Here is a 26,868-nt window from a genome sequence, read left to right on the forward strand (position 1 = left end):
TCTCCTTCTCCCTCTCCCCCCCCCCCCCCCCCCCCCCCACCACCCCCCCCCCCCCCCCCCCCCCCCCCTCCCCTCCCCCCCCCTCCCCCCCCCCCCCCCCCCCCCCACACCGCCTGCAGGTGTCGGTGTCTCACGGTCGTGTCACTTCTTGTGGCGGCGGAAGACGAGGTGACCTCGTCCCGCGTCGCCACAAAGACTCAGGCGGGTCTCGCTGGTGCTCCCCCCGATTCAGACTGCCTTCACCGTGCCACCGTCGATGACGTGGTCCGCGCCTGTGATGTTGCCGGCGACGTCGGAGAGAAGGAATGCGATCGAGGCCGCCACTTCCTCGGGCTCGGTGATCCGACCGGTAGTGATGTCGAAGGCTTCCGGGATCTGCTGGAGGAATGCGGCGTGCTCTGCTCCGGCTCCGGCCGCCACCTTGCCGCCGAGGCCGACAGGGTCCTCCCAGGTGGAGGTGCGGACCACTCCGGGAGAGACGGTGTTCACGCGCACTCCCCGGGAGCCGAATTCCTCGGCCGGGGACTTGCCCCAACGCGGCGAGGGCTGCCTTGGTCGCGCTGTAGGCGACAGGACCGGCAGCGGGCGGCCGGGAGTTGATGGACGAGACGTCGACGATCGATCCGCGGCGTTCGATCAGGCTGGTCAGGGCCGCGCGGGCGGCACGGACGGCGCTGAGCAGGTTGAGGTCGAAGACACGTGCTCACTGAGTGTCTTCGGTGTCGCGGAGGCCGATGGGCTCCACGTCGTCCCCGGCACCGACGTTGTTCATCAGCAGGTCGGTGCCACCGAGTTCGTTGAGGACGCTGTCCATCAGGGCTGCGACGCCGTCGGCAGTGCTCAGGTCGCCTGACAGCGCGTGCGCGCCGGATTCCTTCGGCTCGGGCGTGATCGTGCGGGCGGCGCCGACGACGCGGACGTCTTCGGCGATCACGGGAAAGTGAAGCCGAGCACGAAAGGCGCGTCAACGTGGCGTGTGGACCACCGCAAAAGCCTGGTATTGCGGGTTTATCGGACTGTGGCGGGTAGCGCCGACCGTCGGCGCACGGGTTCGCGGGCCGCACCCCGAAGGCGGACACCACGACACACCACGGACGAAGCCCATGAGAGTCCTGGTCACCGGCGGCGCCGGGTTCATCGGTTCGCACTACATCCACACGCGGCAGGCACCCAGAACGTCCTCGAAGCGGCCCTGCGCACCGGCGTGCCGGGGGGAGCACCTCGACCGGCGAGGTGTATGGCCAGTACCAGCATCCGGAGAAGCTGATCCCCCGGTTCGCCACCGGTCTCCTGGAGGGCGGGACGGTCCCGCTGTACGGGGACGGCCGCCTCACCCGGCGGGACGCCGCCTCACCCGCCGGAGCGGTGGCGGTGCTGGCCCCGGGTGCTCTGCGCGTGCCGGGCGGCGGGGGGCGGGGCGGTGGCGAGGTCGAGCTGGCGTACGAACTGGTGGAAGCAGAGCAGGACGGTCAGCGGCGGCAGGCCCGCCACGGCGATGCCCGCCGGGGAGGGGTGCACCCGGGCGATGCACAGCAGTGTGGCCACGGCGGCGAAGAAGATCACGACGGCCCAGGAGTGCAGCGTACGGCGCCGGTAGGCACGGGCGCGCAGGATGGACAGGGTGGCCACGACCCAGGGGCCGTAGATCAGCAGCGGCCACAGCCCCGCGATGTCCGCCGGTGCGACACCGTCGGCGATCGCGCGCAGCGACGGGTAGGAGGCCACCGCGCCCAGCGCAGCGACGGCGACCGCGATCACTGCCGTCATCAGCACGGACGTCGCGCTCAGCAGGCGTCTCCAGGGCCAGCCGCCGGGGGCGGCGCCGTCGTCGGCGCGGTCGCCGGCACCGGCAGCGGTGCCGACTTCGGTGCGGGGGTCCGTATATGCGTCCTCGTAGGCGTCTTCGTAAGTGTCCCCGTAGGCGTCCGCGGTCCGTGCGGCCCGGTCGGCGGGGTCGAACACGGGCTCGTCCGGGTGGAAGACGGTCCCGGAGGAGTGGAAGACGGCTTCTCCGGGGTGGAAGACCGTCTCCCGACGGTGGTGGGCGGCCTCGCCCGGGTGATAGCCGATGTCGTCAGGGTGGTGGACGACGCCGTCGGGATGGAAAGCGACACCGTCGGGATGGAAGACGACACCGTCGGGGTGGAAGACGCCGTCGGGGTGGAAGACGCCGTCAGGGTGGAAGACGCCGTCAGGGTGGAAGGCGCCGTCGGCGGGCGGGAAGACGGATTCGCCGGCCGTGGAGAAAGTGGAGAAAGCGGCCCCCGGGCCGCCTGCCCCCGGCGGCTGTTCGGTGGTGTCCCACAGTTCCGCCAGTTCGGGGCCCAGTTCCTGTATGACGGCGGCGTCCCACCCGTCGTCGGCCATCTCCTGGCCCAGGGGCCCTGCGTGCGGGTACGGGATGCCGCCGGGGAAGGCGACGGACTCTTCCGTACTCTGGCGCGGCAGCCGGTGCCGGCCGGTACCGGGCGGCACGGGGACCCGCGGGGTGTCGTTCACAACAGCTCTCACAGGAATCGGTGGTGGCCGGTGGGGAAGGGGCCGGCCGACGCGCCGCCCGGTGGGGCGGCGGGCGCCGGAGGAGCCGTCAGCGGCCGTCCGCGATGCCGTCGAGCGCGGCCAGCAGCTGTTCCAGCAGGTCGCCGGTGTACTCCAGCCGGACGCGCTGCCCGGGGCGCAGCAGGTGGACGTCGGGGCGGACGTCGGGCGCGCTGCGGGGCACGGTCGAGCTCAGCTGCCAGCTGCCGAGCTGACGCGTGGGGGAAAGGATCGTCTCAGTCATACGTCGTCAACGAATGCGCCTCACAGCGGGTGACTGCGGCATACGGGCGAATGAGAATTAAGATAACTAATTCCTCATAACGGTGCTTCACCGAAGGAACCGGAAGCAGTCGCACCGGCACGAGTCGAGCAGACCGGGCACCGTACGGCCGCCTCATCGCCCTGCCGCCCGGTGACGCGTCATTGACCAGCGACAACACCATAAGGGGAGAGTCCCCGACAAAGCGTCAGGAGACCCGGCAAAACCGGCGCTTTCTCCCACACCATTCCACCGCTCCTCGCAGGCACGGACAACGGCGGCGTACGCGGAGATGGACAGTCACACATACATCTTTCACCACAGTTGAAACGGGCCAACCGCCCGGCTACTGTTCCTAGCCGCGTCTCCACCGTGATGAAAGCCCAAAAGGCCCAGACTTTCAGGAGAGTTGAACCAGGACGGCCGAGCCCCGTCCCCACGACACCTGCACGAGCACCCGTACGAGCGCCCGCGGAACTGCGCCACCCCTTTGCACCGGAGCGGACCTGTCAGCAGCGGCCGAAAGGAAGAGCGACGACCATGGAGTTCCGTATTCTGGGACCGGTCGAGGTACTCCACGAGGGCCGGCCGATGGCCATCGGCGGCACGAAGCCCAAGTCGCTGCTGGCCTCCTTACTGCTCGCCAAGGGTGAGGTGGTCTCCAACGCCGCCATCAGCGAGGTGCTGTGGGGCGGCACCCCGCCGAGCACCGAGCGCTCCCAGATCCACACCTACGTCTCCCGGTTCCGCAAGCTGTTCGGACCGTCCGCCGCGCTCGTCCGCGCCCCCGGCGGCTACGCCCTGCGGGTCGGCACCGGCCCGGTCGACTACGCGGAGTTCACCCGGCTGTCCGCGCTCGGCGGCCTCGCCCTGGCGGAGCACCGTTTCGAGGACGCCGCCGGGCACCTGACGTCGGCCCTGGAGCAGTGGCGCGGCCCCGCCCTCGGGGGCGTGACCCGCTTCCTGGCCGACAGTGAGCTGGAGTGGCTGGACGAGGCGCGGACCAACGTGCTGGAGGACAAGGCGGAGGCCGACCTCGCCCTGGGCAGGCACCATCAGGTGGTCGGGGAACTGACGCGGCTGGTCGGCGAGTTCCCCGTACGGGAGCGGCTGCGCGCGCTGCTGATGACCGCGCTGTACCGGTGCGGCCGCCAGGCGGAGGCGCTGGCGGTGTACCGCAGCGGACGCAAGGTGCTCGCCGACGAGCTGGGCGTCGCCCCGAGCCCGCTGCTGACCACCGCCTTCGAGGACATCCTGAACAACGGCTGCGGTACGGCGCCCGCGGAGGAACCGGTGCGCGGCGGGGCGGACGGCCCGTACGCGCTGCGCGTCCCGGCCATGCTGCCTCCGGACGTCGCGGACTTCACCGGACGCGCGGCGCAGCTCGACGAGATGTCGGCGTGGCTGAACGCTCCGGTTCCGGCGGGCCGCGGCGCCGGCCCGGTGGTGGTCACCGGCCCGCCGGGGTCCGGCAAGAGCGCCCTGGCGGCGCGCGCCGCGTACGCCGCGTCGGAGGCGTTCCCGGACGGGCGGCTGTACGTGGACTTCGCCTCCTCGCCGCACCATCCGCGCGCCCCGCTCGACGTGCTGGGCGAGTTCGTCCGGGCGCTGGGGTGGGACGGGCCGCTGCCGTCCACGTACGAGCAACGGGTGCAGCAGTACCGGCATCTGCTCGCCGACCGCCGGGTCCTCGTCGTCCTGGACAACGTCACCGAGGCGGCGCAGGTGCACCCCCTGCTGCCGGTCATCGGCCGCTCGCAGGCCGTGGTGACCAGCCGCCAGCAGCTCACCGCGCTGGCGGGGGTGCGGGTGCTGCGGCTGGGCGCGTTCGAGGAGCCGGACAGCCTGGCCCTGCTGGGGCGGATCATCGGTGAGCGCCGCATCGCCGCCGAGCCGGCCGCGGCCGCGCTCCTCGGTGAGCTGTGCGACCGGCTGCCGCTGGCCGTACGGGCGGTGGGGGCGCGGCTGGTGGCCAAGCCGCACTGGACGCTGGCCCGGCTGGCCGACCGGATGACGGATCCGTCGCGCAGCCGGCTCGACGAGCTGCGGACCGTCGGCCTGGACATCCGGGAGCGCTTCCACGCCTGTTACGAGCAGTTGCCGTCCCGTATGCAGGCGGCGCTGCGGCGGCTGGTGCTCTTCCGTTCGCCGTCGATCTCGGTCTGGGCCACCGCCGCGGCGCTGGACCTCTCCGAGGAGGAGGCCGAGGACGTGCTGGAGGCGCTGGTGGACGCGCACATCCTCAGTGAGAGCGGGGTGGACGAGTCGGGCAGCTTCGTCTACTCCATCCCGTCGCTGATGCTGCTGACCGTGTGGGAGAAGGCCGAGAGCGAGGAGTCGACGGCGGACCGCTCGTCGGTGCTGCGCCGGGTGCTCGGTGCCTGGCTGGCCCGGGGCGCCCGTGCGTCGCGTGGCCTGGCGGTGCTGAAGCAGGAGCATCTCCACTCGTTCTACCGGTCGTGCCGGCAGGGGCTGTTCGGGTCGGCCGGGCAGTTCTGCCAGAAGCTCTGGGATCATCTGTCGCTGCCGCAGGGGGAGCCGCAGGGCAGCCCGTCGTAGCGGCCCGGCCGGCGGGCCCCGGAGGCGGACGAGCCCCGGAAGCGGGAGGCGCGGACAGCGGTGGGGCCCGCCGCGCACGGGTGCGGCGGGCCCCTGCGGGGCGTACGGGTGTCAGGAGCCCTGCCCCGCCGGCGGGAGGTTGTAGTTGAGGCGGAAGGTGTTGCCCGGGTCGTACGTGGCCTTCAGTTCGGTCAGGCGCCGGTAGTCCTCCGGGTCGTAGGCGCTGCGCACCAGGTCGGGGGCGGCGTTGTCCTCGAAGCCCATGAAGTTGAGGAAGCGGCCGACGGTCAGTGGCGCGAACGCCTCGAACAGGCGCTGCTGCACCGGCCGGACCGTCTCGGTCGTGAAGGGCCCCACCAAGGGCGACAGCACGGCGAGCATGTACTGCGCGTCCCGGTGGCCGACGGCGTTGGGCGCGCCGGTCCGGCGGGACAGGGCGCCGCCGAGGTGCCGGGCCTCCAGGATGCACGGCACGCCCGCGTCCGGCCCGCCCAGCTCCAGCAGCGCCTTGACCGACGGCGCGTCCAATTGCTCCAGCATGATGTCGTCGCCGTACCAGGGCATCGGGACCGGCGGGTCGTTGTGGATGGACGCGGACTCGGTGTACGGCATGTCGCCGAGGGTGTCGAGCAGGCGCGGGCCCACCTCGCGCAGCGGCGCCACCAGGCGCTCGCCCTCGGCGGCGTCGCCGGTGTGGATGATGCGGATGTGGCACACGTAGCGGCCGCGCAGCGGTTCGGGGACGACCGGGGCGTCCGGGCAGGGAAACAGCGCCACCGAGGAGTTCATGCTGTCGGGGACCTCGCGGGTCCACTCCTGGTAGGCGAGCAGGGCCTGCTCGGCCAGTTCGGCGTCGAAGTAGAGGCCGCCGCCGTAGATCCGCTCGACGGGCAGCAGGCCGATCTCCAGGCCGGTGACGATGCCGAAGTTGTCGCGGCCGCCCAGCAGGGCCCAGAAGAGGTCCGGGTCGCTGTCCGGGGTGATGTGGCGCAGGCGCGCGTCGGCGGTGACGACGTCCATCGACCGTACGTGGTCGGCTGCGTAGCCGTAGGTGCGGGAGAGCAGTCCGAGGCCGCCGCCGAGGGTGTAGGAGACGGCCGCGACGTGCGGCGCGGAGCCGTTCAGCGGCGCCAGGCCGTGCACGCCCGCCTCGGGGACGACCTGCTCCCAGCGCGCGCCCGCTTCCAGGTGGGCGGTGGCGGTGGCGGCGTCGATCCGTACGCCGTCCATGCGGCGGGTGCTGACCAGTACACCGCCGTCGGCGAGGACGGCCGGGCCGTGGCCGGTGGCCTTGACCGCCACCGGCAGGCCGTGCGCGGTGGCGAACTCGACGGCCAGGCGTACGTCCTCGGCGCAGCGCGCGCCGACGATGACGTCGGGCCGGTGGCTGACGCTGCGCTGGAAGCCGGTGCGCTCCTCGTCGTACCCGTCGTCCTCGGGGCGAAAGGTTTCGCCCCGCATACGCCCGGCGAGTGTCCGCAGGTCCTCCGCGAGGCCGTGCGCGCGCGAGAACACCGCAGATGTGTCCGTCATCGTCCAGTTCCTTCCACCGGGTTCGTCAGGAGGTCCCCGGGCCCGCCGGGTGGGGCCGGGGCGTCGGCGCGCTCCCGCAGGACGCGCGCGGTGTGCTGGTCCATCGGGAAGAACAGCTCGATCGCCAGTTCCGAGAGGGTGACGTCGGCCGGTGCGCCGAAGGTGGCGATGGTGCTGAACATCGCCAGTTCGCCGTGCGGGGTGCGGAACCGCATCGGCACCACCGCTTCGCGCGGTCCGCGCTCCTGCGGCGGGGCCGGGGCCTCGTGCGCGGGCACCTCGTAGGCGCTGACCTCGTCGTACAGGGCGCTCAGCGCGGGGTCGCCGGTGGTGTGCGCCTGCTGCGACAGCCCGCCGAGCAGGTACGCGCGCACCTCCCCGTAGTCGACCGCGTGCGCCGGGAGCCCCTTGGGGTGCAGGGCCAGCCGCATCACGTTCGGTGTGGGCGCCAGCAGTTCCGCCGGTGCCACGTCGAGCATGACGCTCATCGCCCGGTTGGCGCGTACCACGTTCCACAGCCGGTCGACGACGACCGCCGGGTACGGCTCGTGCCCTTCCAGCAGCATGTCCACCGCCGAGCGCACCGCACGCATCTCCTCGCCCTCCAGCGGCCGTTCGCGGTAGACGGGCGCGTAGCCCGCGGCCATCAGCAGGCTGTTGCGCTCGCGCAGCGGTACGTCCAGGTGGTGGGCCAGGCGCAGCACCATCTTCTGGCTGGGCCGGGCGCGCCCGGTCTCCACGCAGGACAGGTGCCGCGACGAGGTGTCCGCGCGCAGGGCCAGTTCCAGCTGGCTGAGCTTGCGCCGCAGCCGCCACTCGCGCAACAGCACACCGGCCCTCGGCAGTTGATCAACTCCCATGCGGCCGACCCTACCGACGCCCGTGAAGATCGGCCATGACCTCCGAGGTCATGACGCCCGTCACCTCCCGCGGCCGCCGGCGCCGCGCCGTCGCGGGCGTCACGAGGCCAGGGCCAGGAAGGGCGTACGCCGGAACGGGTACCCGGGCAGCTTGGCGCGCTGCCGGGAACGCCCCTGGTGCACGGCCTCCCAGTCCACCTCGGCGCCCGCCAGCCACAGCCGGCCGACCGCCGTCAGCAGCACGCTCAGCTCGGGCGTCGGATCCGTCGGGTGCGGCAGGGACTGCACCGCCTCGAAGCCCTCGGCGAGCGCCGGGTGGCGGCGGGCGAGCGAGGTGAGGGTCAGGCCGGGGCCCACCTCCAGCAGGACGCCGGCCGGGCGCCGCGCGAGCGTCGCCAGGACCTGGTCGAACCGCACCGGCCGGCGCATGTGGGCGCGCCAGTAGGCGGGTGCCGTGACGGCGGACGGGCGCGCCCAGTCCCCGGTGGTGTCGGAGACCACCGGGATCTCCGGTTCCCGCAGGTCCGCCCGGGCCACGGCCTGTTCGAAGGCGTCCAGGACCGGTTCCACCAGCGTCGAGTGGCCCGCCGTGGCGATCCGCAGCAGCTTGGCCTCGACGTCCGGCCGCGGGAAGTCGCGTACGAACTGTTCGACCAGCGCGGTCGGGCCGGAGACGGCGGTCTGGTCGGGTGCGTTGACGGCTCCGACGGTCAGTCCTTCGGGCAGCAGGGCGAGCACCTCGCGTTCCGGCAGGCCGACCGCGGCCATCGAGCCGGAGGGCAGCCCTTGCAGCAGCTGTCCGCGCCGGACGACGACGGCGAGCGCGTCCTCCAGGGAGAACACTCCGGCGGTGCAGGCGGCCGCGTACGCGCCGAGGCTGTGGCCGGTCACCGCGGCCGGGCGGATCCCCCAGCGCATCAGCAGCCGCGCCAGCGCGTACTCGACGACGAAGACGGCGGGCTGGCCGACGCCGATCCGGTTCAGGGCGCGCTCCGCCTCGGCATGCGCCGCCTCGCCCTCCGGGTAGAGCACGGACCGCAGGTCCAGGCCGAGGCCCGGCCGGGCCAGGCGTGCGCAGGTGTCGATGTCGTGCCGGAACGCGGCGTCGGTCCGGTAGAGGTCCCGGGTCATGCCGACGTGCTGGCCGCCCTGCCCGGAGAAGGTGAAGACGACCGGGGCGGCTTCCTCGGGCGCCCGGCCCGTGGGCAGGCGGCGGCGCCGGCCCGCCTTGAGGGCCGCGGCGGCGTCCGCCGTGCCGTCGGTGACCAGGAAGCGCCGGTGGGTGTGGGCGGTGCGCCCGGTCTGGAGGGTCCAGGCGGTGTCGGCGAGGGCGGTGTCCGGGTGCTCGGTGAGGTGTTCGCCCAGCCTCGCGGTCAGGTCGCCGAGGGCGGCCTCGCTCTTCGCGGAGAGGGGCAGCAGGTGCCAGTCGTCCTCTGCGGTGGGTTGCTCCTCGGCCGCGGCGGGTGCCTGTTCGACGAGGGCGTGGGCGTGGGTGCCGCCCACGCCGTACGCGCTGACGCCCGCGCGCCGGGGGCCGGACTGTGCCCCGCCGTGCACCGGCGCGCCGTGCTCCACGTACAGCACCGCCCTGACGAACGCGGCGACACCGGCCACGGGGTCCGTGCCCGCGCCGCTCACCACTCCCCCGGCGGTGCCGCCGCTGCCGGCGTTCTCCCCTTCGTCCGTCCGGAAGTAGGTGACCGTGTCCGCCGCGGCATCCGCCAGGGCGCGGGCCTCGCGCTCCACGCGCTCCCGGCCCGCGTTGCCCGGCACGGTGCAGCCGGATTCCGGGTCGCCGTCGTGGCCGACGACGGAGGCGCGCAGTACGGCGTGGACGTGGTCCCCGGCTTCCAGGGCCGCCCGCAGCGGTTTGAGGACGACCACGCCGACGCCGGAGCCGTCCGCCCGTGCCCCGGTCCCGGACCGCTCCCGCGGCACACCGACCGAGACGCCGCCCGCCAGCGCCACCCCGCACTCGCCCGCGAGCAGCGCCTGCGCGGCGCTGTGCACCGCCACCAGGGAGGTCGCCCCGGCGGCCTGCACCGTGACGGCGGGGCCGGTCAGGCGCAGTTTGTACGCGGCGCGGGTGGCGAGGAAGTCGTGGGCGGTGGCGATCCTGATCTGCCAGTCGTCGACGTAGGGCATGTCGGGAAGCTGCTGCCGCAGCAGCGAGGCGTACGGGCTGGCGCCGCCGCCCGCGTAGACCCCGACGGCGTCCGGGGACCGCTCGGGGACGACGCCGGCGTCCTCCAAAGCGTGCTGGGCGCACTCCAGGAAGACCCGGTGCTGCGGGTCGGTGATCAGCGCCTCGCGCGGGGAGAGCCCGAAGAACTCGTGGTCGAAGGCGTCGGCGTCCGCCAGTCCGCCGGTGGCGGCGGACTCCCCCGCCGCCAGCCTCTCCCGGTACCGCCGTACGTCCGGGACCTGCGGGAAGCGGACGGCCATGCCGATGACGGCGATGGCGCAACCGTCGTCGGCCGGGTCGGGTGCCGTCATGGCGTGTCGCCCTTCTGCGGGTGGTGGGGTGCCGGGGGTTCGGGTGGGGCGGCCGGTCATCAGGCCACCGGTGTGGCGGGCCGGGCCACGCGGTCGGCGTCGCCGCCCAGTGCCCCGCCCAGGACGCTCGCGCCGATCTCGTGCGGCTGGCCGAGGGGGACCGCGCCGGCCCGGTCCAGGCGGGCCGTCTGGTCCGCCGTCAGCGTCACGTCCAGGGCCGCGAGGTAGCCGTCGAGCTGGGCGGTGGTGCGCGGGCCGATGACCGGCACCAGGGCGGTGGTGCTGCGGGCGGCGCGCTCGCGCAGCCAGGCGACGGCGATCTGGGGCGCCGGCAGCCCGGTCTCCTCGGCGACCGCGAGGACCGCGTCGACGACCCGGGTGCGCTGTGCGGTGTCCTCCGTACGGATGCCCCGGCCGTCCCAGTCGGTGAGCCGGCCCTGGCTGCCGGCGCGGTACTTGCCGGTCAGCAGCCCGCCGCCGAGCGGTGCCCACAGGGCGGCGCCGAGGCCCAGGCTCTCGGCCATCGGCAGCAGTTCCCGGTCGCCGCTGCGCTCGGCGAGGCTGTACTCGATCTGGACGCCGGTGACCGGGGCCCAGCCACGCAGGTCGGCGATGGCCGCCGCGCGGGAGACGCGCCAGGCGGGAAAGTTCGACAGTCCGGCGTAAAGGATCTTTCCGGCGCGTACCAGGTCGTCCAGGCCGGTGAGGATCTCCTCGACCGGGGTGAGGTCGTCGGGGAAGTGCGCCCAGTACAGGTCCACGTGGTCGGTGCCCAGCCGCTTCAGGCTGGCCTCCAGCGAACGCACCATGTTCTTGCGGCTGTTGCCGGTGCTGGAGATGCGCGGGCGGGCCGGTCCGAGGGTGTACTTGGTCGCCACCACGAAGTGGTCGCGGTCGGCGCCCAGGAACTCGCCGAGCAGCTGCTCGGCCTGGCCCACCTGGTAGCTGTCCGCCGTGTCGAGGAACGTGCCGCCCGCCTCGGCGAACCGCTCGAACATCTTGCGGGCCTCTTCCCGTTCGGCGCCGCCGCCCCAGACGGTGCCGAAGTTGGCGGTGCCGAGGGCGTACTCGGACACCCGGAGACCGGTGTTCCGGCCGAAGGGCAGATACCGCACAGCAACTCCTTGTCTTTACAGCGCTGATTGCGCGTGACAGTTCGGGTGGGTCCGGCACGCATCTTCAGGTACCGGGCGCGAGCGTGTCGCGTACGAGCCGCAGCACCGCGTCCCGCTGCTCCCGGTGGTAGAAGTGGCCGCCGGGGAACGTGCGGTACGCGAAGGGCCCTCGCGTATGCGCCCGCCACCCTCCGAGGTCCCGCTCCCCCCGCTCGTCCGCGCCGACCAGCGCGGTCACCGGGATGTCCAGCGGCTCGCCGGGTTCGTACGCGTACGTCTCGGCGATGGCCAGGTCGGCGCGGAAGCAGGCGAGGGCGAGGGCGAGGTGTTCCGGGTCGTCCCCGGCGCCGCCGGGCAGCGGGCCCCACCGGCGCTCGATCTCGGTGTGCAGCACGGCGTCCGGCAGGTCGTGCACCGGGTACGCGGTGACGTAGGGCGGCGGTGCCATGGACGACACGAACAGGTGCCGCGGCAGCTCCCGGCCGTCCGCCCGCAGCCGCCGGGTGACCTCGAAGGCGATCAGCGCGCCCAGGCTGTGCCCGAAGAACGCGTAGGGCCGCCCGTCGCGGCCGAAGGCGACGTCCCGTACGAGGTCGCCGACCAGGTCGTCCATCCGGGTGTAGGGCGCCTCGGTGACGCGTGGGGCGCGCCCCGGCAGTTTCACCGCCCACACCTGGGCCGCCGGCAGGCCGTCCGCCCAGCGGACGTACTCGCCGTGCGATCCGCCGGCCTGGGCGAAGCAGTACAGGTCGACGGCGGCGTCCGGCCGCTTGCGGCGGCAGGCGAGCCAGCGCGCCTCCGTCCACCCGGCGGTGGTGGTGTTCCGTGCCATCACGGCTCCTCAGGAGGGCTGCGGCCGCGCATCGGCGCCGGCCGTCAGCGAGTCGAGGAGTTCGGCGAACTCCACGGCGGAGGGGGCGGTGAACATCGTCTTGACCTTGATGTCCACCGGGTAGATCGCGCGGACGCGGGTGAGCAGCCGGGCGGCGATCAGGGAGTCGCCGCCGAGGTCGAAGAAGCTGTCCTCGGGGTCGACCTCGGGGAGCCCGAGGGTCTCCGCGAACAGCCGGGCCACCAGGGGAAGGGTGGAGTCCGTGCGCTCCGCGCCGCCGTCGTCCGGCGCTTCGGCCGCCCGGTCCGCCGGCTGGGCGTCCGGTGTCGCGGTCCGTTCGGAGGGTGCTGCCCCGGGCCGCTGTTCCTGGGGAGGTTCCACGACGAGGCGTTCCCGCTGGAAGGGGTACGTGGGCAACGGCACCCGGCACGGGCGGCGCTCCCCGCGTACGGCTGCCCAGGTGACCGGCACACCGGCCAGCCACAGCCGTGCCAGGGCGGCTTCGGCAGGTGCGGGCCCGTCGGCCTGGTCCCCGGTTACGTCCTGGGTGGTCAGCAGGAGGTGTTCGGGCGTGTACTCGGGCAGTTGGCGGGCGGCGGTGGTGAGCGCGCGTCCGGCACCGAGGTCGGCCAGGGCTCGGGCGGGGCCGGTGAGCAGGGCGCGCAGCGCTTCGGCCGTACCGGCGGCGGCGGTTGCGTCGCCGCGCAGCCAACGGGCCCAGTGGCCGGGGTCGGTGGCCTCTTCCGTCGTCAGCCACCGTCCGGTGTCCGCGGACAGCACGGGGACCCGCGGCGCGACCGGCTCGAAGCCGCGTACCAGCTCGGTGAAGGCTCCGATGTCCCCGGTACCAGCTTGCTCCGTCACCAGCCGTACCGCGTCCGCGACCCGGAATGTCCCGGCCACGGCGACCGCCGCGAGCAGCCCGGCGCCCGCGCCCAGTATGGCGGCGGGCCGGACGCCCCGGGCGATCCACAGCCGCGCCTGCGCGTACTCCCGGGCGAACGCGCCGAGTTCGGCGGCCGGGCCGTGAACTTCCGCTCCCAGTACGGCCTTCCGTACGTCGTCACCGGCCTCCGTACCGGCAGCGGCGCAGCACATGTCGACCGCGCGCCGGAACACCGGCTCCGTCTCGTACCAGTCCCGGGCCAGGCCGTCGTCCCGGCCGCTGTCCCCGGGGAAGAGCAGCGTGACCGGCCGCCGGGGCACCGCCCCCGCCGCTGTGAGCAGCCGTTCGTGTTCGGTGCCGGCGAGCACCGCGATGGCGTCCTCGGGGCCGCTGACCAGCGCGATCCGGCGGTGCTCGAACTCCCTGCGGCCGGTCTGCAAGGTCCACGCCACCGCGTCGGCCGACAGCTCGGGGTGGTCCTGGAGGTGGCCGGCCAGCCGTTCGGTGGCCGCGGCGAGTGCGGCGGGGGTGCGGGCCGACAGGGGCAGGAGGTGCCAGGGCCGCGTCGGGACGGTACCGTCCACTCCCCTCGTCGTGGCCTCCGGGGCGCGTACGGGGGCCTGTTCCAGGATGACGTGGGCGTTGGCCCCGCCGATGCCGAAGGCGCTGACCCCGGCCCGCCGCGGCACGCCCTCGGGCCGCCAGCTCTCCAGCCGGGTGGCGACCCGGAAGGGGCTCGCCTCCAGGTCGAGCCGCGGGTTCGGGGTGCGGAAGTGCAGGCTGGGCGGTATCTGGCCGTGCTCGACGGCCAGCACCGTCTTGATCAGCCCGGCCGCGCCCGCCGCCGCGTCGGTGTGCCCGATGTTGGACTTGACCGAGCCGATGCGGCAGAACCCCCTGCGGTCGGTGTCCTCGCGGAACGCCCGGGTCAGCGCGGCGACCTCGATGGGGTCACCGATCGGGGTGGCGGTGCCGTGCGCCTCGACGTAGGTGATGGTGCCCGCGTCCACGCCTGCCGCCAGCTGCGCCTCCCGTACGGCGGTGGCCTGGCCGTTGACGCTCGGCGCGGTGAAGCCGACCCGGTCCGGGCCGTCGTTGGTGACGGCGGAGCCGCGCAGCACCGCACGGACGGGGTCACCGTCCCGCAGGGCCTCGTCGAGCCGCTTGAGCACCACGACGCCCACCCCGTTGCTGCCGACGGTCCCCTGTCCGGCCGCGTCGAACGTCCGGCACACGCCGTCCGCCGAGAGGATGCCGTCCTCGCTGTACGGGCTCTCCTTCGGCGGCACGTGCACCGCGACGCCGCCCGCGAGGGCGAGGTCGCACTCGCCCGCCAGCAGGGCCTGCGCGGCCAGGTGGACGGCCACCAGCGCGGTGGCGCAGGCGTTCTGCACGGTGACGGCCGGGCCGCGCAGGCCCAGTTTGTGCGCGACCCTGGAGGCGAGGAAGTCGGGCGCGGTGCCCAGCAGGATGTCCTGGTCACCCACGCCGTCCAGCTCGTCGCGCCGCGCGTGCAGGATGTCGGCGTACGCGGTCTCCGTGCAGCCGCCGTACACGCCGATGCTGCCCGGGTGCCGGTCCGGGTCCTGGCCGGCGTCCTCCAGCGCCTGCACCGCGCACTCCAGGAAGACCCGGTGCTGGGGGTCGATGACGCGGGCCTCGTCGGCGGCGTAACCGAAGTACCCGGCGTCGAAGTGGCCGGGGTCCTGGAGCAGGCCGCGGGCGGGGACGTAGGAGCTGACCGACCCGCTCGCCTCGCCGGTCACCGGCCGCTCGGGGTAGCGGGTGATGGTGTCGGCGCCGTCGGCCAGATTGCGCCAGAACGTCTTTGCGTCGGGCGCGCCGGGGAAGCGGCAGGCCAGGCCGACGACGGCCAGGTGTCCTGCCCCGCTCTCCCGGTCCGCCGCGGTGTCGAGGTCACTCATACCAGTCACCCGGTTCCCCCTCACGACGCGGGCTGTCCGCGCCCTCGGTCCTCGCCCGCTCCCTGCGGGCCCGTTCGCGTCCCAGCCGGGACCGGCCGCCCGCCCGGTCCCGTGTACGGGAGGCGGTGGTGCCGGTGTCCGCCGCGTCGTCCAGGTGGCGGGCGAGGGCGCGCAGCGTCGGGTGGTTGAACAGCTCGACCACGGACAGGTCGCGCCCGAGCTGCCCGGCGATCCGTTCGCGCACCATGTGCAGCAGGACGGAGTGCCCGCCCAGGTCGAAGAAGTTGTCGCGCACACCGACCTCGGGGATCTCCAGCACCTCGCGCCAGATGCCCGCCAGTACGGCTTCGGTGCCGGCCGGCGCGGCGGGCGGTTCCGGCGCGTCCGGTGACGGCGGCAGGTGAGTGCTCACGATGGGTCTCCAATGCTCTCCGCGGCCCGGCGCCGGGGTCGGGCGGGCGCTCAGGCGCGGACGACGGTCTTCGTACGCATGAGGAAGTCGGCGAGATAGCCGTCGTGCGGCATCCCGGTGTCCGTCCAGTAGGTGGGGCGGTCGCCGATGTGCAGGTTGCTGATGCCGGGCTCGTTCAGCAGGTCGTCGATGAGCTGCTCGTCCCGTGTGCAGACGCTCATGACCAGGGTGTCGCGCAGCGGGGCGATGCCGTCGCGGCGGCTCCAGGGCGCGATCCACACGCAGGGGAACGGCAGTTCCAGCCTGGCCTGTGGGGCGTCGGCGCGCTCGAGCAGATGCACGGCGGGCCGCAGCGCCACGCTGCCGTCCGGCAGTGCGTGGGTGATGCCGTCGCCGCCCAGCAGGGCCCGGGCGCCGGCGGCCTGTTCCGTCAGGTGCTTCTCCAACGCCCTGGCCGAACGCGCCGATTGCACCGGCAGTACGGCGTTCTCGTCCTCGGGCGGCAGGGCGGGCAGCGCGGCCAGCCGCGCCGCGACGGCTTCGGCCAGCGGCACCGGGTCGCCCTCGACGAAGACCGCGGTGGCGTTCACGCAGCCGGTGCCGGCGTGGTGCGCGACCGAGCCGACGATGGTGTCCAGGTGGTCGCGCCAGTCGGTGTCGGCCGTGACCAGGATCTTCGAGCGGCCGGGGGCCAGGGGCAGGACGGCCGGGTCGTCGGCGTACTGCCGGATCACCTCGTCACTGCCGTACGCGAGGTCGGCGCCGTCGAGGACGGCCTCGGCCGCCGCGTGCCCGGTCGGCAGCAGCGCCACCTGGTCCGGGCCGAAGCCGGCCGCCCGCAGCGCGGCGACCAGGCGGTGCGGGGTGAAGGGTTCGCGGCGCGAGGGCCGGACCGCCACCCGGTAGCCGAGCGCCAGGGCCTCCGGCCACAGCGTGTGGGTGCCGGGGTGGTTGCCGGCCGCGTGGACGGCGAAGACCTCACCCCGCCGTACCCACACCGCACGGCCGGCGCGGGTCTGCGGGTCCCGCCAGTGGCCGGTGGCTCCCGCCGGGCGGGCGTGCAGCAGGCCCCGGTAGAGCTGGGACAGCCGCCGGGCCGTCGTGCGGGTGGCGGCGCGTACGACCGTGAGCGGCAGGCCCGCCACCCGGCTGACCGCGTGCTCGTACGTCTCGGTCGGTACGCCGTCCACGGGGCCGGAGGCGAAGAGCTCGCCCGCCCTGGCGATGGCGGCGACGCGCTCGTCCAGCGGCAGGGGCCGGGCCGCGCGCAGGGCGTCCATCGTGCGTGTGACCATCACCGGTGGCGCCAGGCTGAGTTCGGCGGCCGGGCGGCCCGCCACATCGTGGACCGTCTCGCGGGTGCGGGAGCGGTAGGGGCCGTTGGCGGCGAGGACGTCCAGAACAGGGAGGCTCGCCGTGTCGGGGCGGTCCGTGGCGGGCGGCAGCAGTGCCGTCTCGCGCGCCGCCATGTCAGTACACCCCTTCGATGACCGGCTCGTCCTCGAAGCGCTCCACCGGCGCGAGGTCGGCCACCGCGTCGCCGAGGTGGCCGGGCAGGGCCGGTACGCGGGTGGCGAGGTCGCGTTCCAGGTTGTTGGGCAGCAGCAGGGCCTTGCTGACGTGGTGGGTGACGACCTGGCCGCGGGCGCCGTGCTCCACGGCCCGGCCGGTCGCGGGGTCGACCACGCAGAACGTCACGTACGGCGAGTACGGGTCGAAGACGCACGCGCCGCCGTCACCGGGCCGCTCGACGCGCTGGCCGGCGACACCCATGGTCATGGTGTTCCCGTAGTGCCCGTACAGGGTGATGCCGGGGAAGACCTCGGTGCGGTAGAAATCGCGGGTGTCGGGGTCCATCTGGGTGCCGCCCCAGCGGATCGCGCGGACCTTCTCGTTGACCAGGCCGACCAGGTGCGGGCGGCGCACCAGCCGTTCCAGCAGGGCCGGGGTGATCGCCATGACGCCGATGTCCTGTGTGGTCAGCACGAGTTCGGCCTGGTCGATGACGTGTTCGGCGTACTCCCCGGCCTCGGCCGGGCGGCCCTGGGCGATGCGGCTCTTGACCCAGCGCGGGTCGAGGTCCACGAAGAAGCCGAGCCGGCCGTGGGTGGTCGCGGAGGAGCGGACGAGCTCGCCGACGATGTGCGGCCCGGTCGGTGTGAGGCCGAGCCAGTCGGTGCCGCGCGGGATGCCGTGCTCGTCCATGTGCGCGTTGCTCCAGGCGACCATCTTGTCGAACCAGTCGCGCAGGCAGAGCACCCGCTTGGGCGCGCCGGTGGTGCCGCCGCTCTCGTACACGCCGACCACGTCGGGGTGCGGCCCGTAGCCGCGCGGGACCAGGTCCCACACCGGTACGTCGCGCAGTTCGGCCGCGACGTTGGGGAAGCGCCGCAGGTCGTCGTAGGCCGTGATGTCGGTGCGCGGGTCGAAGTCGAGGGTACGGGCGCGGTCGAGCCAGAACGGCGAGCCCGTTTCCGGGGCGAAATGCCACTCCATCGCGGCCCGCAGAAAGGCTTCGGGGTCCGCCGGGGCGTCGAAGGGCTGGTCGAGCACCGGGTCGGTGGCCGGGGCGGCCGGGTTCGGCACGGTTCCTCCTGTGGAGAGGGGTCCAGTACGGGTTCGGGCGGGCCGGCGGGGTCAGGCGCCCAGCGCCGGCCCCAGCCCCGCCAGGGCCGGCAGCGTGTGCACGCCCTCGACCGTGGCCTCCACCTCGAAGCGGACGCGCTGGGCCGGCGGGTGGCCGATCAGTTCCATGGCGCGGTGCGGGGGCAGCGGCTGGTCCAGGCAGTCCGCCGATTCCCAGAGCATGACCGCCCCCCACCGGTTGTTCTCCCGGTCGGCGATCCAGAATTTCAGCAGCAGGCCCCGTACTTTCGTCCAGGGCTCGACCGCCTCGTCCCGCAGATATTCCCGCAACGAGTCGATGGTCTGCGGGGACTTCTCCAGGTCCCACCAGGAAATCGAAGCCAGCATGCCGTCTCCCTCCGCTGTTCACCGGGTCGACAGGCGACCACGGAATGGCGGGACGCGGCATGAGTAGGTGGTACTCAATCCCAGTGCGCCTGCGGTTTCCTGTCAAGCGCCGAAGAAATGCGGAAGGGCCGGGCGGGGCGGAATTCGGGGGCGGCCGTGGAGTTATAGCGAATGGTGCTGGCGGTCAGCTGTCACGGATATTGGACAGGGCTCGGGGGCGGGCCCACGATGCTCGCAAGCCACAACGGGAACGAGGGTCCGTCCCGGCCGGGTGCGGGCGCGTCCCGTACCTCCGCGACGGGCGCACCCCGCACTGAGGAGGTATGCGTGAGCGAGTCCGCCAGCACAGCCGAGATGCACCGTCTGTTCAGCGACACTGCCAAGGAGTACGACCAGACCGGTGTGGAGTTCTTCGGCCCCATCGGGCGCCGGCTGGTGGAGATCGCCGGGCTGCGTTCCGGCGACCGCGTCCTGGACGTCGGCTGCGGGCGCGGTGCCGCCCTGTTCCCGGCGGCCGAGGCGGTGGGCGGCAGCGGCGAGGTGATCGGCATCGACCTCGCCGAGGAGATGGTCGTGTACGCCGAGGAGGAGGTGCGGCGGCGCGGCCTGGAGCACGTCAGCACCCGGGTGATGAACGGGCAGCGGCCGGAGTTCCCCGCGGCGAGCTTCGATGCGATCGTGGCCAGTTTCAGCATCTTCATCTGGACCCACGGCCCGGAGGACCTGCGCCCCTACCTTCCGCTGCTGCGGCCCGGCGGCCGGTTCGCGGCCACCGCGCCGTCCTTCTTCCCCACCGCCGCCGACGACGGGAGGTGGACGTTCTTGCCCGCCGAGGTGCACGACCTGCTCATCCCGCACATGACGCAGGTCAAGCCGGGCGACCGCTACGACAGCCCGTTCAACGACATCCGCAACAACTGGCTGGTCAGCCCGCGGAGCATCGAAGCGGCCTTCACCGGCGCCGGGTTCACCGAGGTGACCGCGGTGGAGGAGGCGCTGCCGGTCGTGGTCGGCTCGGGCCGCGAGTGGGTGCAGTGGACGCGCTCGCACGGCATGCGGCGGCTGTGGCAGCGGCTCGGCGAGCAGGAGGCGGCGGAGCTGGCCGCCGAGGTCGCCCGACGGCTCGACCTGCTGCGCGGTGCGGACGGCCGGATCACCCTTCCGACTCCGATCGTCTACATGACGGCACGCGCGCCGCGGTCCTGAGGCGTCCTGGGCGTCCCCCCTGCGCCCTCGACGCGTCCGCCCCCGGTACCGGTGGTCATCCGGTACCGGGGGCGGCCTGCTGTGCGTACCCGCCGCGTCGGAAGAATGCCGGGGCCCGCGCGCGGACCCCGGCGGTGGATCAGCCCCAGAGGACGGGCAGTTCCGCCAGTCCGCGGAACGCGAATTCGCCGGGCGCGTGCCGGGGCACGTACCCGTCCGCCAGGCGAAGGTCCGGCAGTTCGGCGGCGAGCGTCTCCAGCGCGACGCGGGCCTCCAGGCGGCCCAGCCCGGCTCCGGCGCAGAAGTGGATGCCGTAGCCGAAGCCGAGGTGGCGCGGCGGCCCCTTGCGGTCGAGCCGGAAGGTGTCCGGGTCGTCGACCAGGTCCGGATCGCGCCCGGCCGCGGCGAACATCACCCGCACCTTGGCGTCCTTGGGTACCACCACCCCGCCGATCGGTACGTCCTCGCTCGTCACGCGGGGCGCGCCCTGCACCGAGGAGTCGAAGCGCAGCCCCTCCTCGACGGCGGCCTCGAAGAGGGCCGGGTCCGCCAGTACCGCCTCCCAGCGTTCGCGTTCGTTCAGGAGGTGGAACATGGTGTTGCCGATCAGGTTGGTGGTCGTCTCGTGGCCGCCGGCGATCATCACGCGCAGGGCGACGACCGCGTCCTCGGCCGTGCAGACCGGATCGTCCGCCAGGGACGCCTGGGCGAGGGCCGACAGCAGGTCGTCGGCGGGGTGCGCGGTGCGGTGCCCGATCAGTTCGCGCATGTACGTCTCGTAGGCGACCAGGCTCCGCGCGCACCGCAGCTGCTCCTCCGGGGGCAGCGGTACGACCTGCAGCGCGATCCAGTCGTCGTGCCACGCCTTGACCATGGCGCGGTCGCCGGCCGGTATGCCGATGATGTCGCAGATGACCGTCATGGGGAGCGGCAGCGCGAACTGTCCGAGCAGGTCCGCTCCGCCGTCGCCGGCGAACTCCGCGACGAGGTCCCGGGCGATGCCGCGGACGGCGGGCTCCAGGCGGCGCAGGTGGCGGGGCGCGAAGAAGTCGCCGAGCAGGGCGCGGAACCGGGTGTGGACGGGCGGTTCGGTGCTGTAGAGGGACGCGCGGAAGAACAGGGTCTCTTCCAGGACGGCCCGGCACTCGGGGGTGAAGGCGAAGGTGCCGTCGGCGTTGTAGCGGTTGGCGAAGCGCCGGGTGTCCCGGGCCACCGCCTCGATCTCGGCGCGTCCGGTGACGAACCATTCGCCGAGGGTGGGGTGGTGGGCGACGGGAGCGGCGCGCCGGGTGGCGGCGAACGCGGCGTACGGGCACTCGATGTACCGCTCGGACTGCGGGTCGTAGAGCTGCTCTACGGGCACGCTGGGGGACGCGCCGGGGGCCTTGCGCATGGATCGGTCGTTCCTTCCGCTGTCGGGTGCACTGTGGGGGGAGGCGGAATGCGGGGCGGGGCTCGGGTCACTCCTCGGCGGGGCGCAGTACGACGGGCAGTGCGCGGTAGCCGTTTGCGATCATGGAGCCGGACGGCGGCAGGGGCTCCGACGGGCGGGCGAGCCGCAGATCGGGGAAGCGCTCGAAGAGGGCCGGCAGGACGACGGACGCCTCCAGCCGGGCCAGCGGGGCGCCCAGGCAGCGGTGGACGCCGTGGCCGAAGGCCAGGTGGTCGTTGCGTTCGGTGCGGGCCGCGTCGAACTCCGCGGCGTCCGGACCGTGCTGGTCGGGGTCCCAGCCGGCGGCCGCGTACGAGACGATGACGGGCTCGCCCTTGCGGATGAGCACCCCGTCCAGGTCGATGTCCTCGACGGCGAAGCGCAGCGGCATGTGGGCCACCGGCCCGTGCAGGCGCAGCGTCTCCTCGACCACGTCCGCCCAGGTGATCCGGCCGGCCCGCAGGTCCGCGTACTGGCCGGGGTGGGTCAGGAGCGCGGCGACGGCGCTGCCCAGGAGGTTGGCGGTGGTCTCGTGCCCGGCGCCGATCATGAGCATCAGGGTGTCGACGAGTTCGCGTTCGTCGAGCCGTTCGCCGTCCTCGTCGCGCACGGTGATCAGCGCGGAGGCGAGGTCGTCGGCGGGCTCCCGGCGCTTCTGTGCGACCAGCTCGGTCAGTACGGCGTAGATGTCCTGGGCCCTGGCCTGGACGTCCTCGATGGTGCCGGGGTCGCGGAAGAACGCGTCCATGATGGTCAGCAGGCGGCTGCCGGGGCCGTCGCCCACCCCGAACAGCTCGCAGATGACCCGGAAGGGCAGCGGGTGGGTGAACCGGGCGCGCAGGTCCGTCTCCTGGCCCGCGGGCAGCGCCGCCAGGTCGTCCAGCATGGCGGCGGTGACCTTCTCGATCAGCGGGCGCAGCGCCTTGGTGCGGCGGGCGGTGAACGCCCCCGCGACCAGCCGGCGCAGTCGCGCGTGCTCCGGCCCGTAGGCGGTCAGCATGTTCTCGACCAGGACCCAGGGGTAGAGCTCCCAGTTCTCGTCGATCCGGCCGTCCTGGTAGGCGGGCCAGTGCTGCCGGGGGTCCTTGGAGATCCGGGGGTCGGTCAGCAGCCGCTGGATCTGCCGGTGCCGGGTCACCGACCAGGCGGTCACCCCGCCCGGCAGCTCCACCCGGGCGGCCGGGCCCTGCGCGCGCAGGGCCGCGGCCTCGCCGGCCAGGTCACTGCCGGTGGGTTCCAGCACGATGGGGCACTCGGACCGGTTCATCGTCGAACTCCCTTGTTCCGTTCGGGCCGTCGGCCCGTTCCTCCCGGCGCTCCGGCGCCCGGAGGGATGTTGTAGTTGAGGCGGAAGGTGTTGGCGGGGTCGTAGACGGCCTTGAGCGCGCCGAGCCGGCGGAAGTCCGCGGGGTCGTACGCGGTGTGCAGCCACTCCGCGGCGGGCCGTTCGCCCTCGTGGTAGACGAAGTTGAGCTGCCGACCGGCCGTCCACGGGGCCAGCGCGTCGAACAGCCGCTGGTGCACGGGCCGGACGACGGGCGTGGTGAAGCGGCCGGTCAGCGGGGACAGCACGCGCAGCACGCAGCATGCGTCGCGGTGTCCGACGGCGTTCGGGACGGCCGTACGGCGGCCGAGCGCGCCGCCGAGGTGGCGGATCTCCACGATGCACGGGGCGGCGGCAGCGGGCCCGGCCAGCTCCAGCACGGTGCCCGCCAGCGCCGCGTCGTGGTCGCGCAGCACGACGTTGCTCCCGTGGTACGCGTGCGGCATGCGCGGATCGTTGTGGATCTCGGCGGACTCCGCGTACGGCATGACGCGCAGGGAGTCCGCCAGCCGCGGCCCGACCGCCCGCAGCGGGGCCACGAGCCGCTCGCCCTCCTCGGCGGTGCCGGTGAAGACGACGCGCACCTGGGCCACGTACCGGCCGCGGACCGCCTTGGGCAGCTGCCGCACATAGGGGTACTGCATCAGCTGCACCGAGGAGTTCATCGCCTCCGGGACCGTGCGGGTCCAGTCCAGGTACGCCCGCAGCACCTCCTCGGCCAGCGGCGCGTCGAAGACCAGCTGGCCCCCGAAGACCCGGTCCACGGGGACGAGGCCGGTCTCCAGGCCGGTCACCACACCGAAGTTGTCCCGGCCGCCGAGCAGCGCCCAGAACAGGTCCGGCTCGGAGTCCGGTGTGACGTGCCGGAGGCGGGCGTCCGCGGTCACCACGTCCATCGCGCGGACGTGGTCGGCTGCGTAGCCGAACCGGCGGGCCAGCAGGCCCAGTCCGCCGCCCAGCGTGTACGCGACCGCGCCCACGTCCGGGGAGGAACCGTTCAGCGGCGCCAGCCCGTGCCGTGCCGCCTCCGGGATCACCTGCTCCCAGCGCACCCCCGCCTCCAGGCGGACGGTCGCCGACACCGCGTCCACCCGTACGGCACGCATCCGCCGGGTGCTGATCAGGACGCCTTCGGTGACCGCGTACGGCTGGCCGTGCCCGGTGGCCTGCACACCCACCGGCAGCCCGCGCGCGGCCGCGAACGCCACGGCCTCCTGCACGTCCTGCGCGCAGGCCGCGCCGACGACGAGGGCGGGCCGGTGCCGGGCGGCCCGCTGGAACCCGGCGCACTCCTCCTCGTACCCCTCCTCGCCCGGCAGGAGGACCGGCCCCCGGACGCGTTCCGCGAGATCCGCGGCGGCCGTCCGGGCGCCGGGGGCGCGCAGTGTCGGTTCGGTGCTCATGTCCTGTCTCCTCCAGCGGTGCTGCCGCGCGGGCCGCTCCCGGCCGCCGCGCCGTCGTCCCTGGTGACGGCCCCGGCGGTACGGCCGGGCCGTCGGCGCCTGTGGTTAGACTCGCCCGTCATGGAACTGCGCCAGCTCGAATACTTCGTGGCCGTCTGTGAGGAGTCGAGCTTCACCAAGGCAGCCGCCCGGGTGCACGTCGCCCAGTCCGGGATCAGCGCCCAGATCCGGCGCCTGGAGCGCGAACTCGGCCAGGAGCTGCTGGACCGCTCCGGGCGCACGGTGCAGCTCACGGAAGCCGGCGCGGCGGTCCTGCCGCACGCCCGGGCCGCGCTCGCGGCGGTCGCCGGTGCCCGGTCCGCCGTCGACGAACTCGCCGGGCTGGTCCGCGGCCACGTCTCCGTCGGCATGGTGGCCGCGTCCGCGCCGCTCGACATGCCCGGCCTGCTGGCCGACTTCCACCACGCCCACCCCGGCGTGGTGATCACCCTGTCCGAGGCCACCTCCGACGAGCTGACCGACGCCCTCCAGACGGGCCGCCTCGACGTCGCGGTCATCGGCCTGCCGGCCGGCCCGCCGCCCGACCTGGAGACCCTGCTCATCGCGGAGGAGCCGCTGGTCGGCGCCGTCGGACCCGACGACCCGCTGGCCACCCGGCGCGGCATCACCCTCGCCGACCTGCGCGGCCGGGCACTGATCAGCCTGCCGCGCGGCACCGGGCTGCGGACCTGCGTCGACGACGCGTGCGCCGCCGCGGGCTTCGCACCCGCCGTGGCGTTCGAGGCGAGCGATCCGGACGTACTGGCCCGGCTCGCCGCCCGCGGCCTCGGCCTGGCGATCCTGCCGGCCCGCCTGGCCAGGGCCCACGCGGACCGGCTGCACACCCTCACCATCAGCCGCCCCCGGCTGTACGGGAGGCTGGCACTGGCCTGGCGGCAGGCGGGGCCGTCCGGGCCGGCGGCGCGGGCGCTGATCGCGCATGCGCGTAGCGTGCTGCCGCGTCCGGCGGCTTCGCTGACGACGGGTACGGCCGGGAAGTCCCCGGCTCCGGCCGCCGCGGACGACGGCGGTACGGCCGGGGGCGTGCCGGGCGCGGCCTGACGCGGGTCCGCCCGCTCCCCGGACACCCTGGCCTTCTCCCGCCCCCGCACCCCGGGCCCCGCACTCACTGCGGCGTGTGGAACGCGCGCCGGTACCACAGCAGCGCCTTCCCGCCCGACGGTCCGGTCCGGACCTCTGCCACCGCGCCGATCAGCAGGTCGTGGTCCCCGGCGGACACCACGTCGTGCCGGTGGCAGCGCAGGGCCACCCCGGCGCCGGCGAGGTACGGCAGGTCCGCTCCCGGCCAGTGCGCGAAGCCGCCGTCGGCGAAGCGGTCGATGCCGTGGGTGGCGAACCGGCGGGCCACCTCGCGGTGTCCGTCGCCCAGCAGGCTGACGGTGAACTGCGGCGCGTCGCTCAGGGCGCGGTGGCAGCTGGAGGTGTGCGCGAGTCCGACGAGGATCAGCGGCGGGTCGAGCGAGACCGAGGTGAGGGAGCTGGCGGTGAATCCCCACCGCCCGTCCCGGCCGTCGGCGGTGGCGACGACCGCCACGGGGGCGGCCAGTTCGGCCATGGCGTCGCGGAACTCCTGGGCGCCGGCCAGGGCCGGGAGTCGGGTGGCTTCGGGCACGGGTGTCACGGGGCCCTTCCCTCCAAGTACGCGGGTCAGGTGTGCGGCCGGGGGCGCTGCGGCTGTGGGGCGGCCGGGTGCGCTACGGGGCGCGGCGGCTGCGGGCCGGTTCCGCCGCGGTACGGACGCGCTCAGCCGAAGCGGTCCGGGCTCAGGAACGCGGTCTCCACGCGGGGCCGCTGCCCGCGCACCAGGTCGGCGAGGAGTTCGCCGATGCCCGTGGCGTGCTTGAAACCGTGCGCGTTGCAGCCACCGGCCAGGATGATCCGCGGGTCGCCGCCCGGCCGTCCGACGACGAACTGGCCGTCCGGGGTACGGGTGAACATACAGACGGCGATCTTCGCGGGCAGCCGCTCCAGGCCGGGCAGCATCCCGGGCAGCAGGTCGCTCAGCTGCGCCCAGTCGGCCGGTGCCACGGACCGGTCGCAGGTCTCCGGGTCGAGGGGTTCGGCGGCCCGGCCCTGCTGCTCCAGGCCCAGCTTGACGTCGTGGCCGCCCTCCCTACCGTTGCCCCAGAGCACCGGCCCCTCGTCGGACTCCCGCATGAAGACCGGGAGCTGGTCGAGGCCGTACCCGTCCGGGTCGCCGTCGCCGTACGGGCGGAACCAGGTGATCGGCATCCGCAGCGTCTCCAGCGGCAGGCCGCCGTACAGCTTGGACAGCCACGAGCCGACCGTGACGACGACCTGCCGCACCCTGACCTCGCGCTGCGCGGTGCGCACCAGAGCGCCGCCGGGGATCAGTTCCACGGCCTCGACCCGGGTGCCGGTGTGCACCCGGGCCCCGGTGCGCTCGGCCAGGCCGGTCGCGGCGCGGATGGCCTCCTCGGGGCGGATGATGCCGGCGGACGGCTCCCACACCCCGATGTGGTGGCCGGGCACCCCGGCATGCCGGGGGAAGCGTTCCGCCAGTTCGGCGGCGCTCAACTCCGTCACCTCGATGCCGTGTTCGCGGGTGGCGCGCAGCGTACCGCCGGCGATCGTGCCGTCCGGCGGGCCGATCAGCAGGCCGCCGGACGGCAGGAAGAGCGGGCGTCCGGCATCCGCCTGGAGTTTCTGCCACAGCTCCAGCGACCTGCGGGCCAGCGGTACGAGCCCGGGGTGTTCGAGGCAGGTGACGCGGAACATGCGGGAACCGCCGTGCGAGGAGCCGTACGCGTGCCCGAGGTGGAACCGTTCGAAGCCGACGGTGTCCACACCGCGGCGCGCCAGCTGCCAGAGCGCCGAGGCGCCCCACGCTCCCAGTCCGACCACCGCGGCCTCCGCGTCCCACCGGGTCATGTCTCCCCCGTCCTCCGGTCGGTGCCGGCCCGGGCGGGCCGGCTGCGTGCACCACCAGACCACGTGCCCGGGCGGCGCCTCGTGAGTAGGCGGTACTCAATCTGGCGGGGGCGGCGTTTGAGTACCCCCCACTCAGGCCGTGCGCGGCGCGTTCGTGCTG

General features: G+C 74.0%; 20 protein-coding genes and 1 pseudogene. 3 read left to right on the top strand and 18 right to left on the bottom strand.

The features are described 5' to 3' along the window. Positions 1 to 228 precede the first annotated feature (228 nt). The 3 genes and pseudogenes from ACZ4Z1_RS24010 to ACZ4Z1_RS24020 all read right to left on the bottom strand — a co-directional run bounded on the left by ACZ4Z1_RS24010 (position 229) and on the right by ACZ4Z1_RS24020 (position 2,782). Positions 229 to 934 (bottom strand): annotated as a pseudogene (locus tag ACZ4Z1_RS24010) (SDR family oxidoreductase). Positions 935 to 1,350: 416 nt separating this feature from the next. Continuing rightward, entirely contained in the window at positions 1,351 to 2,499 is a 1,149-nt protein-coding gene (locus ACZ4Z1_RS24015; RefSeq protein WP_468488666.1) for a DUF2637 domain-containing protein, read from the bottom strand. 88 nt (positions 2,500 to 2,587) lie between these two features. Then, positions 2,588 to 2,782, bottom strand: a complete 195-nt coding sequence (locus ACZ4Z1_RS24020) for a hypothetical protein (RefSeq protein WP_468488667.1) — start codon at positions 2,780 to 2,782, stop codon at positions 2,588 to 2,590. Between the two features lie 558 nt (positions 2,783 to 3,340). On the opposite strand from ACZ4Z1_RS24020, the gene ACZ4Z1_RS24025 reads away from it, so the two are divergent. Next, positions 3,341 to 5,359 (top strand): AfsR/SARP family transcriptional regulator, encoded by a 2,019-nt coding sequence (locus ACZ4Z1_RS24025; RefSeq protein WP_468488668.1) that lies wholly within the window; start codon positions 3,341 to 3,343, stop codon positions 5,357 to 5,359. Between the two features lie 111 nt (positions 5,360 to 5,470). Here ACZ4Z1_RS24025 and ACZ4Z1_RS24030 read toward each other — a convergent pair whose 3' ends face one another. The 10 genes from ACZ4Z1_RS24030 to ACZ4Z1_RS24075 all read right to left on the bottom strand — a co-directional run bounded on the left by ACZ4Z1_RS24030 (position 5,471) and on the right by ACZ4Z1_RS24075 (position 18,391). Next, the gene (locus tag ACZ4Z1_RS24030; RefSeq protein ID WP_468488669.1) at positions 5,471 to 6,892 is read right to left on the bottom strand and encodes an FAD-binding protein; all 1,422 of its coding nucleotides are present in this window, start codon (positions 6,890 to 6,892) and stop codon (positions 5,471 to 5,473) included. Beyond that, complete coding sequence (locus ACZ4Z1_RS24035) at positions 6,889 to 7,752, bottom strand: helix-turn-helix transcriptional regulator (protein WP_468488670.1); 864 nt, start codon at positions 7,750 to 7,752, stop codon at positions 6,889 to 6,891. Before ACZ4Z1_RS24035 ends, ACZ4Z1_RS24030 begins: the two co-directional genes overlap by 4 nt. 99 nt (positions 7,753 to 7,851) lie before the next feature. Continuing rightward, positions 7,852 to 10,248, bottom strand: coding sequence for a type I polyketide synthase (locus ACZ4Z1_RS24040; protein ID WP_468488671.1), 2,397 nt, complete (start codon positions 10,246 to 10,248; stop codon positions 7,852 to 7,854). Between the two features lie 59 nt (positions 10,249 to 10,307). Continuing rightward, a complete protein-coding gene (locus ACZ4Z1_RS24045; RefSeq protein ID WP_468488672.1) occupies positions 10,308 to 11,363 on the bottom strand; it encodes an aldo/keto reductase in 1,056 nt (351 codons plus the stop codon). A 64-nt stretch (positions 11,364 to 11,427) separates the two neighbouring features. Continuing rightward, positions 11,428 to 12,195 carry a thioesterase II family protein gene (locus tag ACZ4Z1_RS24050; RefSeq protein ID WP_468488673.1) on the bottom strand — a complete coding sequence of 256 codons (768 nt, stop codon included), beginning with the start codon at positions 12,193 to 12,195 and terminating at the stop codon, positions 11,428 to 11,430. 9 nt (positions 12,196 to 12,204) lie between these two features. Then, positions 12,205 to 15,006: a type I polyketide synthase gene (locus tag ACZ4Z1_RS24055; protein WP_468488674.1), complete on the bottom strand. Its 2,802-nt coding sequence runs from the start codon at positions 15,004 to 15,006 to the stop codon at positions 12,205 to 12,207. Beyond that, positions 14,999 to 15,418: a phosphopantetheine-binding protein gene (locus tag ACZ4Z1_RS24060; RefSeq protein WP_468488675.1), complete on the bottom strand. Its 420-nt coding sequence runs from the start codon at positions 15,416 to 15,418 to the stop codon at positions 14,999 to 15,001. Before ACZ4Z1_RS24060 ends, ACZ4Z1_RS24055 begins: the two co-directional genes overlap by 8 nt. A gap of 50 nt (positions 15,419 to 15,468) precedes the next feature. Then, a complete protein-coding gene (locus ACZ4Z1_RS24065) occupies positions 15,469 to 16,887 on the bottom strand; it encodes an aldehyde dehydrogenase family protein (protein WP_468488676.1) in 1,419 nt (472 codons plus the stop codon). A 1-nt stretch (position 16,888) separates the two neighbouring features. Then, positions 16,889 to 18,004 (bottom strand): phenylacetate--CoA ligase family protein, encoded by a 1,116-nt coding sequence (locus ACZ4Z1_RS24070; RefSeq protein ID WP_468488677.1) that lies wholly within the window; start codon positions 18,002 to 18,004, stop codon positions 16,889 to 16,891. A gap of 51 nt (positions 18,005 to 18,055) precedes the next feature. Next, positions 18,056 to 18,391, bottom strand: coding sequence for a hypothetical protein (locus ACZ4Z1_RS24075; protein WP_468488678.1), 336 nt, complete (start codon positions 18,389 to 18,391; stop codon positions 18,056 to 18,058). Positions 18,392 to 18,718: 327 nt separating this feature from the next. Between ACZ4Z1_RS24075 and ACZ4Z1_RS24080 the strand changes: the two genes are divergently transcribed. Continuing rightward, positions 18,719 to 19,597, top strand: coding sequence for a class I SAM-dependent methyltransferase (locus tag ACZ4Z1_RS24080; RefSeq protein ID WP_468488679.1), 879 nt, complete (start codon positions 18,719 to 18,721; stop codon positions 19,595 to 19,597). Between the two features lie 139 nt (positions 19,598 to 19,736). On the opposite strand, the gene ACZ4Z1_RS24085 is transcribed toward ACZ4Z1_RS24080, so the two are convergent. The 3 genes from ACZ4Z1_RS24085 to ACZ4Z1_RS24095 form a co-directional block, all read right to left on the bottom strand. Then, the gene (locus tag ACZ4Z1_RS24085; RefSeq protein WP_468488680.1) at positions 19,737 to 20,990 is read right to left on the bottom strand and encodes a cytochrome P450; all 1,254 of its coding nucleotides are present in this window, start codon (positions 20,988 to 20,990) and stop codon (positions 19,737 to 19,739) included. Between the two features lie 67 nt (positions 20,991 to 21,057). After that, the gene (locus tag ACZ4Z1_RS24090; RefSeq protein WP_468488681.1) at positions 21,058 to 22,296 is read right to left on the bottom strand and encodes a cytochrome P450 family protein; all 1,239 of its coding nucleotides are present in this window, start codon (positions 22,294 to 22,296) and stop codon (positions 21,058 to 21,060) included. Beyond that, on the bottom strand, positions 22,293 to 23,756 hold the full coding sequence (locus tag ACZ4Z1_RS24095) for an FAD-binding oxidoreductase (protein WP_468488682.1): 1,464 nt from the start codon (positions 23,754 to 23,756) through the stop codon (positions 22,293 to 22,295). The genes ACZ4Z1_RS24090 and ACZ4Z1_RS24095 overlap by 4 nt, the downstream gene beginning before the upstream one ends. 120 nt (positions 23,757 to 23,876) lie before the next feature. On the opposite strand from ACZ4Z1_RS24095, the gene ACZ4Z1_RS24100 reads away from it, so the two are divergent. Continuing rightward, positions 23,877 to 24,857 (top strand): LysR family transcriptional regulator, encoded by a 981-nt coding sequence (locus ACZ4Z1_RS24100; protein ID WP_468488683.1) that lies wholly within the window; start codon positions 23,877 to 23,879, stop codon positions 24,855 to 24,857. Between the two features lie 64 nt (positions 24,858 to 24,921). On the opposite strand, the gene ACZ4Z1_RS24105 is transcribed toward ACZ4Z1_RS24100, so the two are convergent. Together ACZ4Z1_RS24105 and solA are read right to left on the bottom strand one after the other, a co-directional pair. Continuing rightward, entirely contained in the window at positions 24,922 to 25,437 is a 516-nt protein-coding gene (locus tag ACZ4Z1_RS24105) for a flavin reductase family protein (protein WP_468488684.1), read from the bottom strand. Between the two features lie 122 nt (positions 25,438 to 25,559). After that, positions 25,560 to 26,708, bottom strand: coding sequence for an N-methyl-L-tryptophan oxidase (gene solA / locus ACZ4Z1_RS24110; protein WP_468488685.1), 1,149 nt, complete (start codon positions 26,706 to 26,708; stop codon positions 25,560 to 25,562). Positions 26,709 to 26,868: the final 160 nt, after the last annotated feature.

This window comes from Streptomyces sp. NPDC030165, assembly GCF_055573595.1.

Coding starts and splice junctions, on each gene's coding strand:
- ACZ4Z1_RS24040 (WP_468488671.1), bottom strand. CDS start 10,248: ATGACGGCACCCGACCCGGCCGACGACGGTTGCGCCATCGCCGTCATC.
- ACZ4Z1_RS24100 (WP_468488683.1), top strand. CDS start 23,877: ATGGAACTGCGCCAGCTCGAATACTTCGTGGCCGTCTGTGAGGAGTCG.
- ACZ4Z1_RS24025 (WP_468488668.1), top strand. CDS start 3,341: ATGGAGTTCCGTATTCTGGGACCGGTCGAGGTACTCCACGAGGGCCGG.
- ACZ4Z1_RS24035 (WP_468488670.1), bottom strand. CDS start 7,752: ATGGGAGTTGATCAACTGCCGAGGGCCGGTGTGCTGTTGCGCGAGTGG.
- solA (WP_468488685.1), bottom strand. CDS start 26,708: ATGACCCGGTGGGACGCGGAGGCCGCGGTGGTCGGACTGGGAGCGTGG.
- ACZ4Z1_RS24050 (WP_468488673.1), bottom strand. CDS start 12,195: ATGGCACGGAACACCACCACCGCCGGGTGGACGGAGGCGCGCTGGCTC.
- ACZ4Z1_RS24030 (WP_468488669.1), bottom strand. CDS start 6,892: ATGACGGACACATCTGCGGTGTTCTCGCGCGCGCACGGCCTCGCGGAG.
- ACZ4Z1_RS24090 (WP_468488681.1), bottom strand. CDS start 22,296: ATGAACCGGTCCGAGTGCCCCATCGTGCTGGAACCCACCGGCAGTGAC.
- ACZ4Z1_RS24095 (WP_468488682.1), bottom strand. CDS start 23,756: ATGAGCACCGAACCGACACTGCGCGCCCCCGGCGCCCGGACGGCCGCC.
- ACZ4Z1_RS24055 (WP_468488674.1), bottom strand. CDS start 15,006: ATGAGTGACCTCGACACCGCGGCGGACCGGGAGAGCGGGGCAGGACAC.
- ACZ4Z1_RS24075 (WP_468488678.1), bottom strand. CDS start 18,391: ATGCTGGCTTCGATTTCCTGGTGGGACCTGGAGAAGTCCCCGCAGACC.
- ACZ4Z1_RS24085 (WP_468488680.1), bottom strand. CDS start 20,990: ATGCGCAAGGCCCCCGGCGCGTCCCCCAGCGTGCCCGTAGAGCAGCTC.
- ACZ4Z1_RS24065 (WP_468488676.1), bottom strand. CDS start 16,887: ATGGCGGCGCGCGAGACGGCACTGCTGCCGCCCGCCACGGACCGCCCC.
- ACZ4Z1_RS24020 (WP_468488667.1), bottom strand. CDS start 2,782: ATGACTGAGACGATCCTTTCCCCCACGCGTCAGCTCGGCAGCTGGCAG.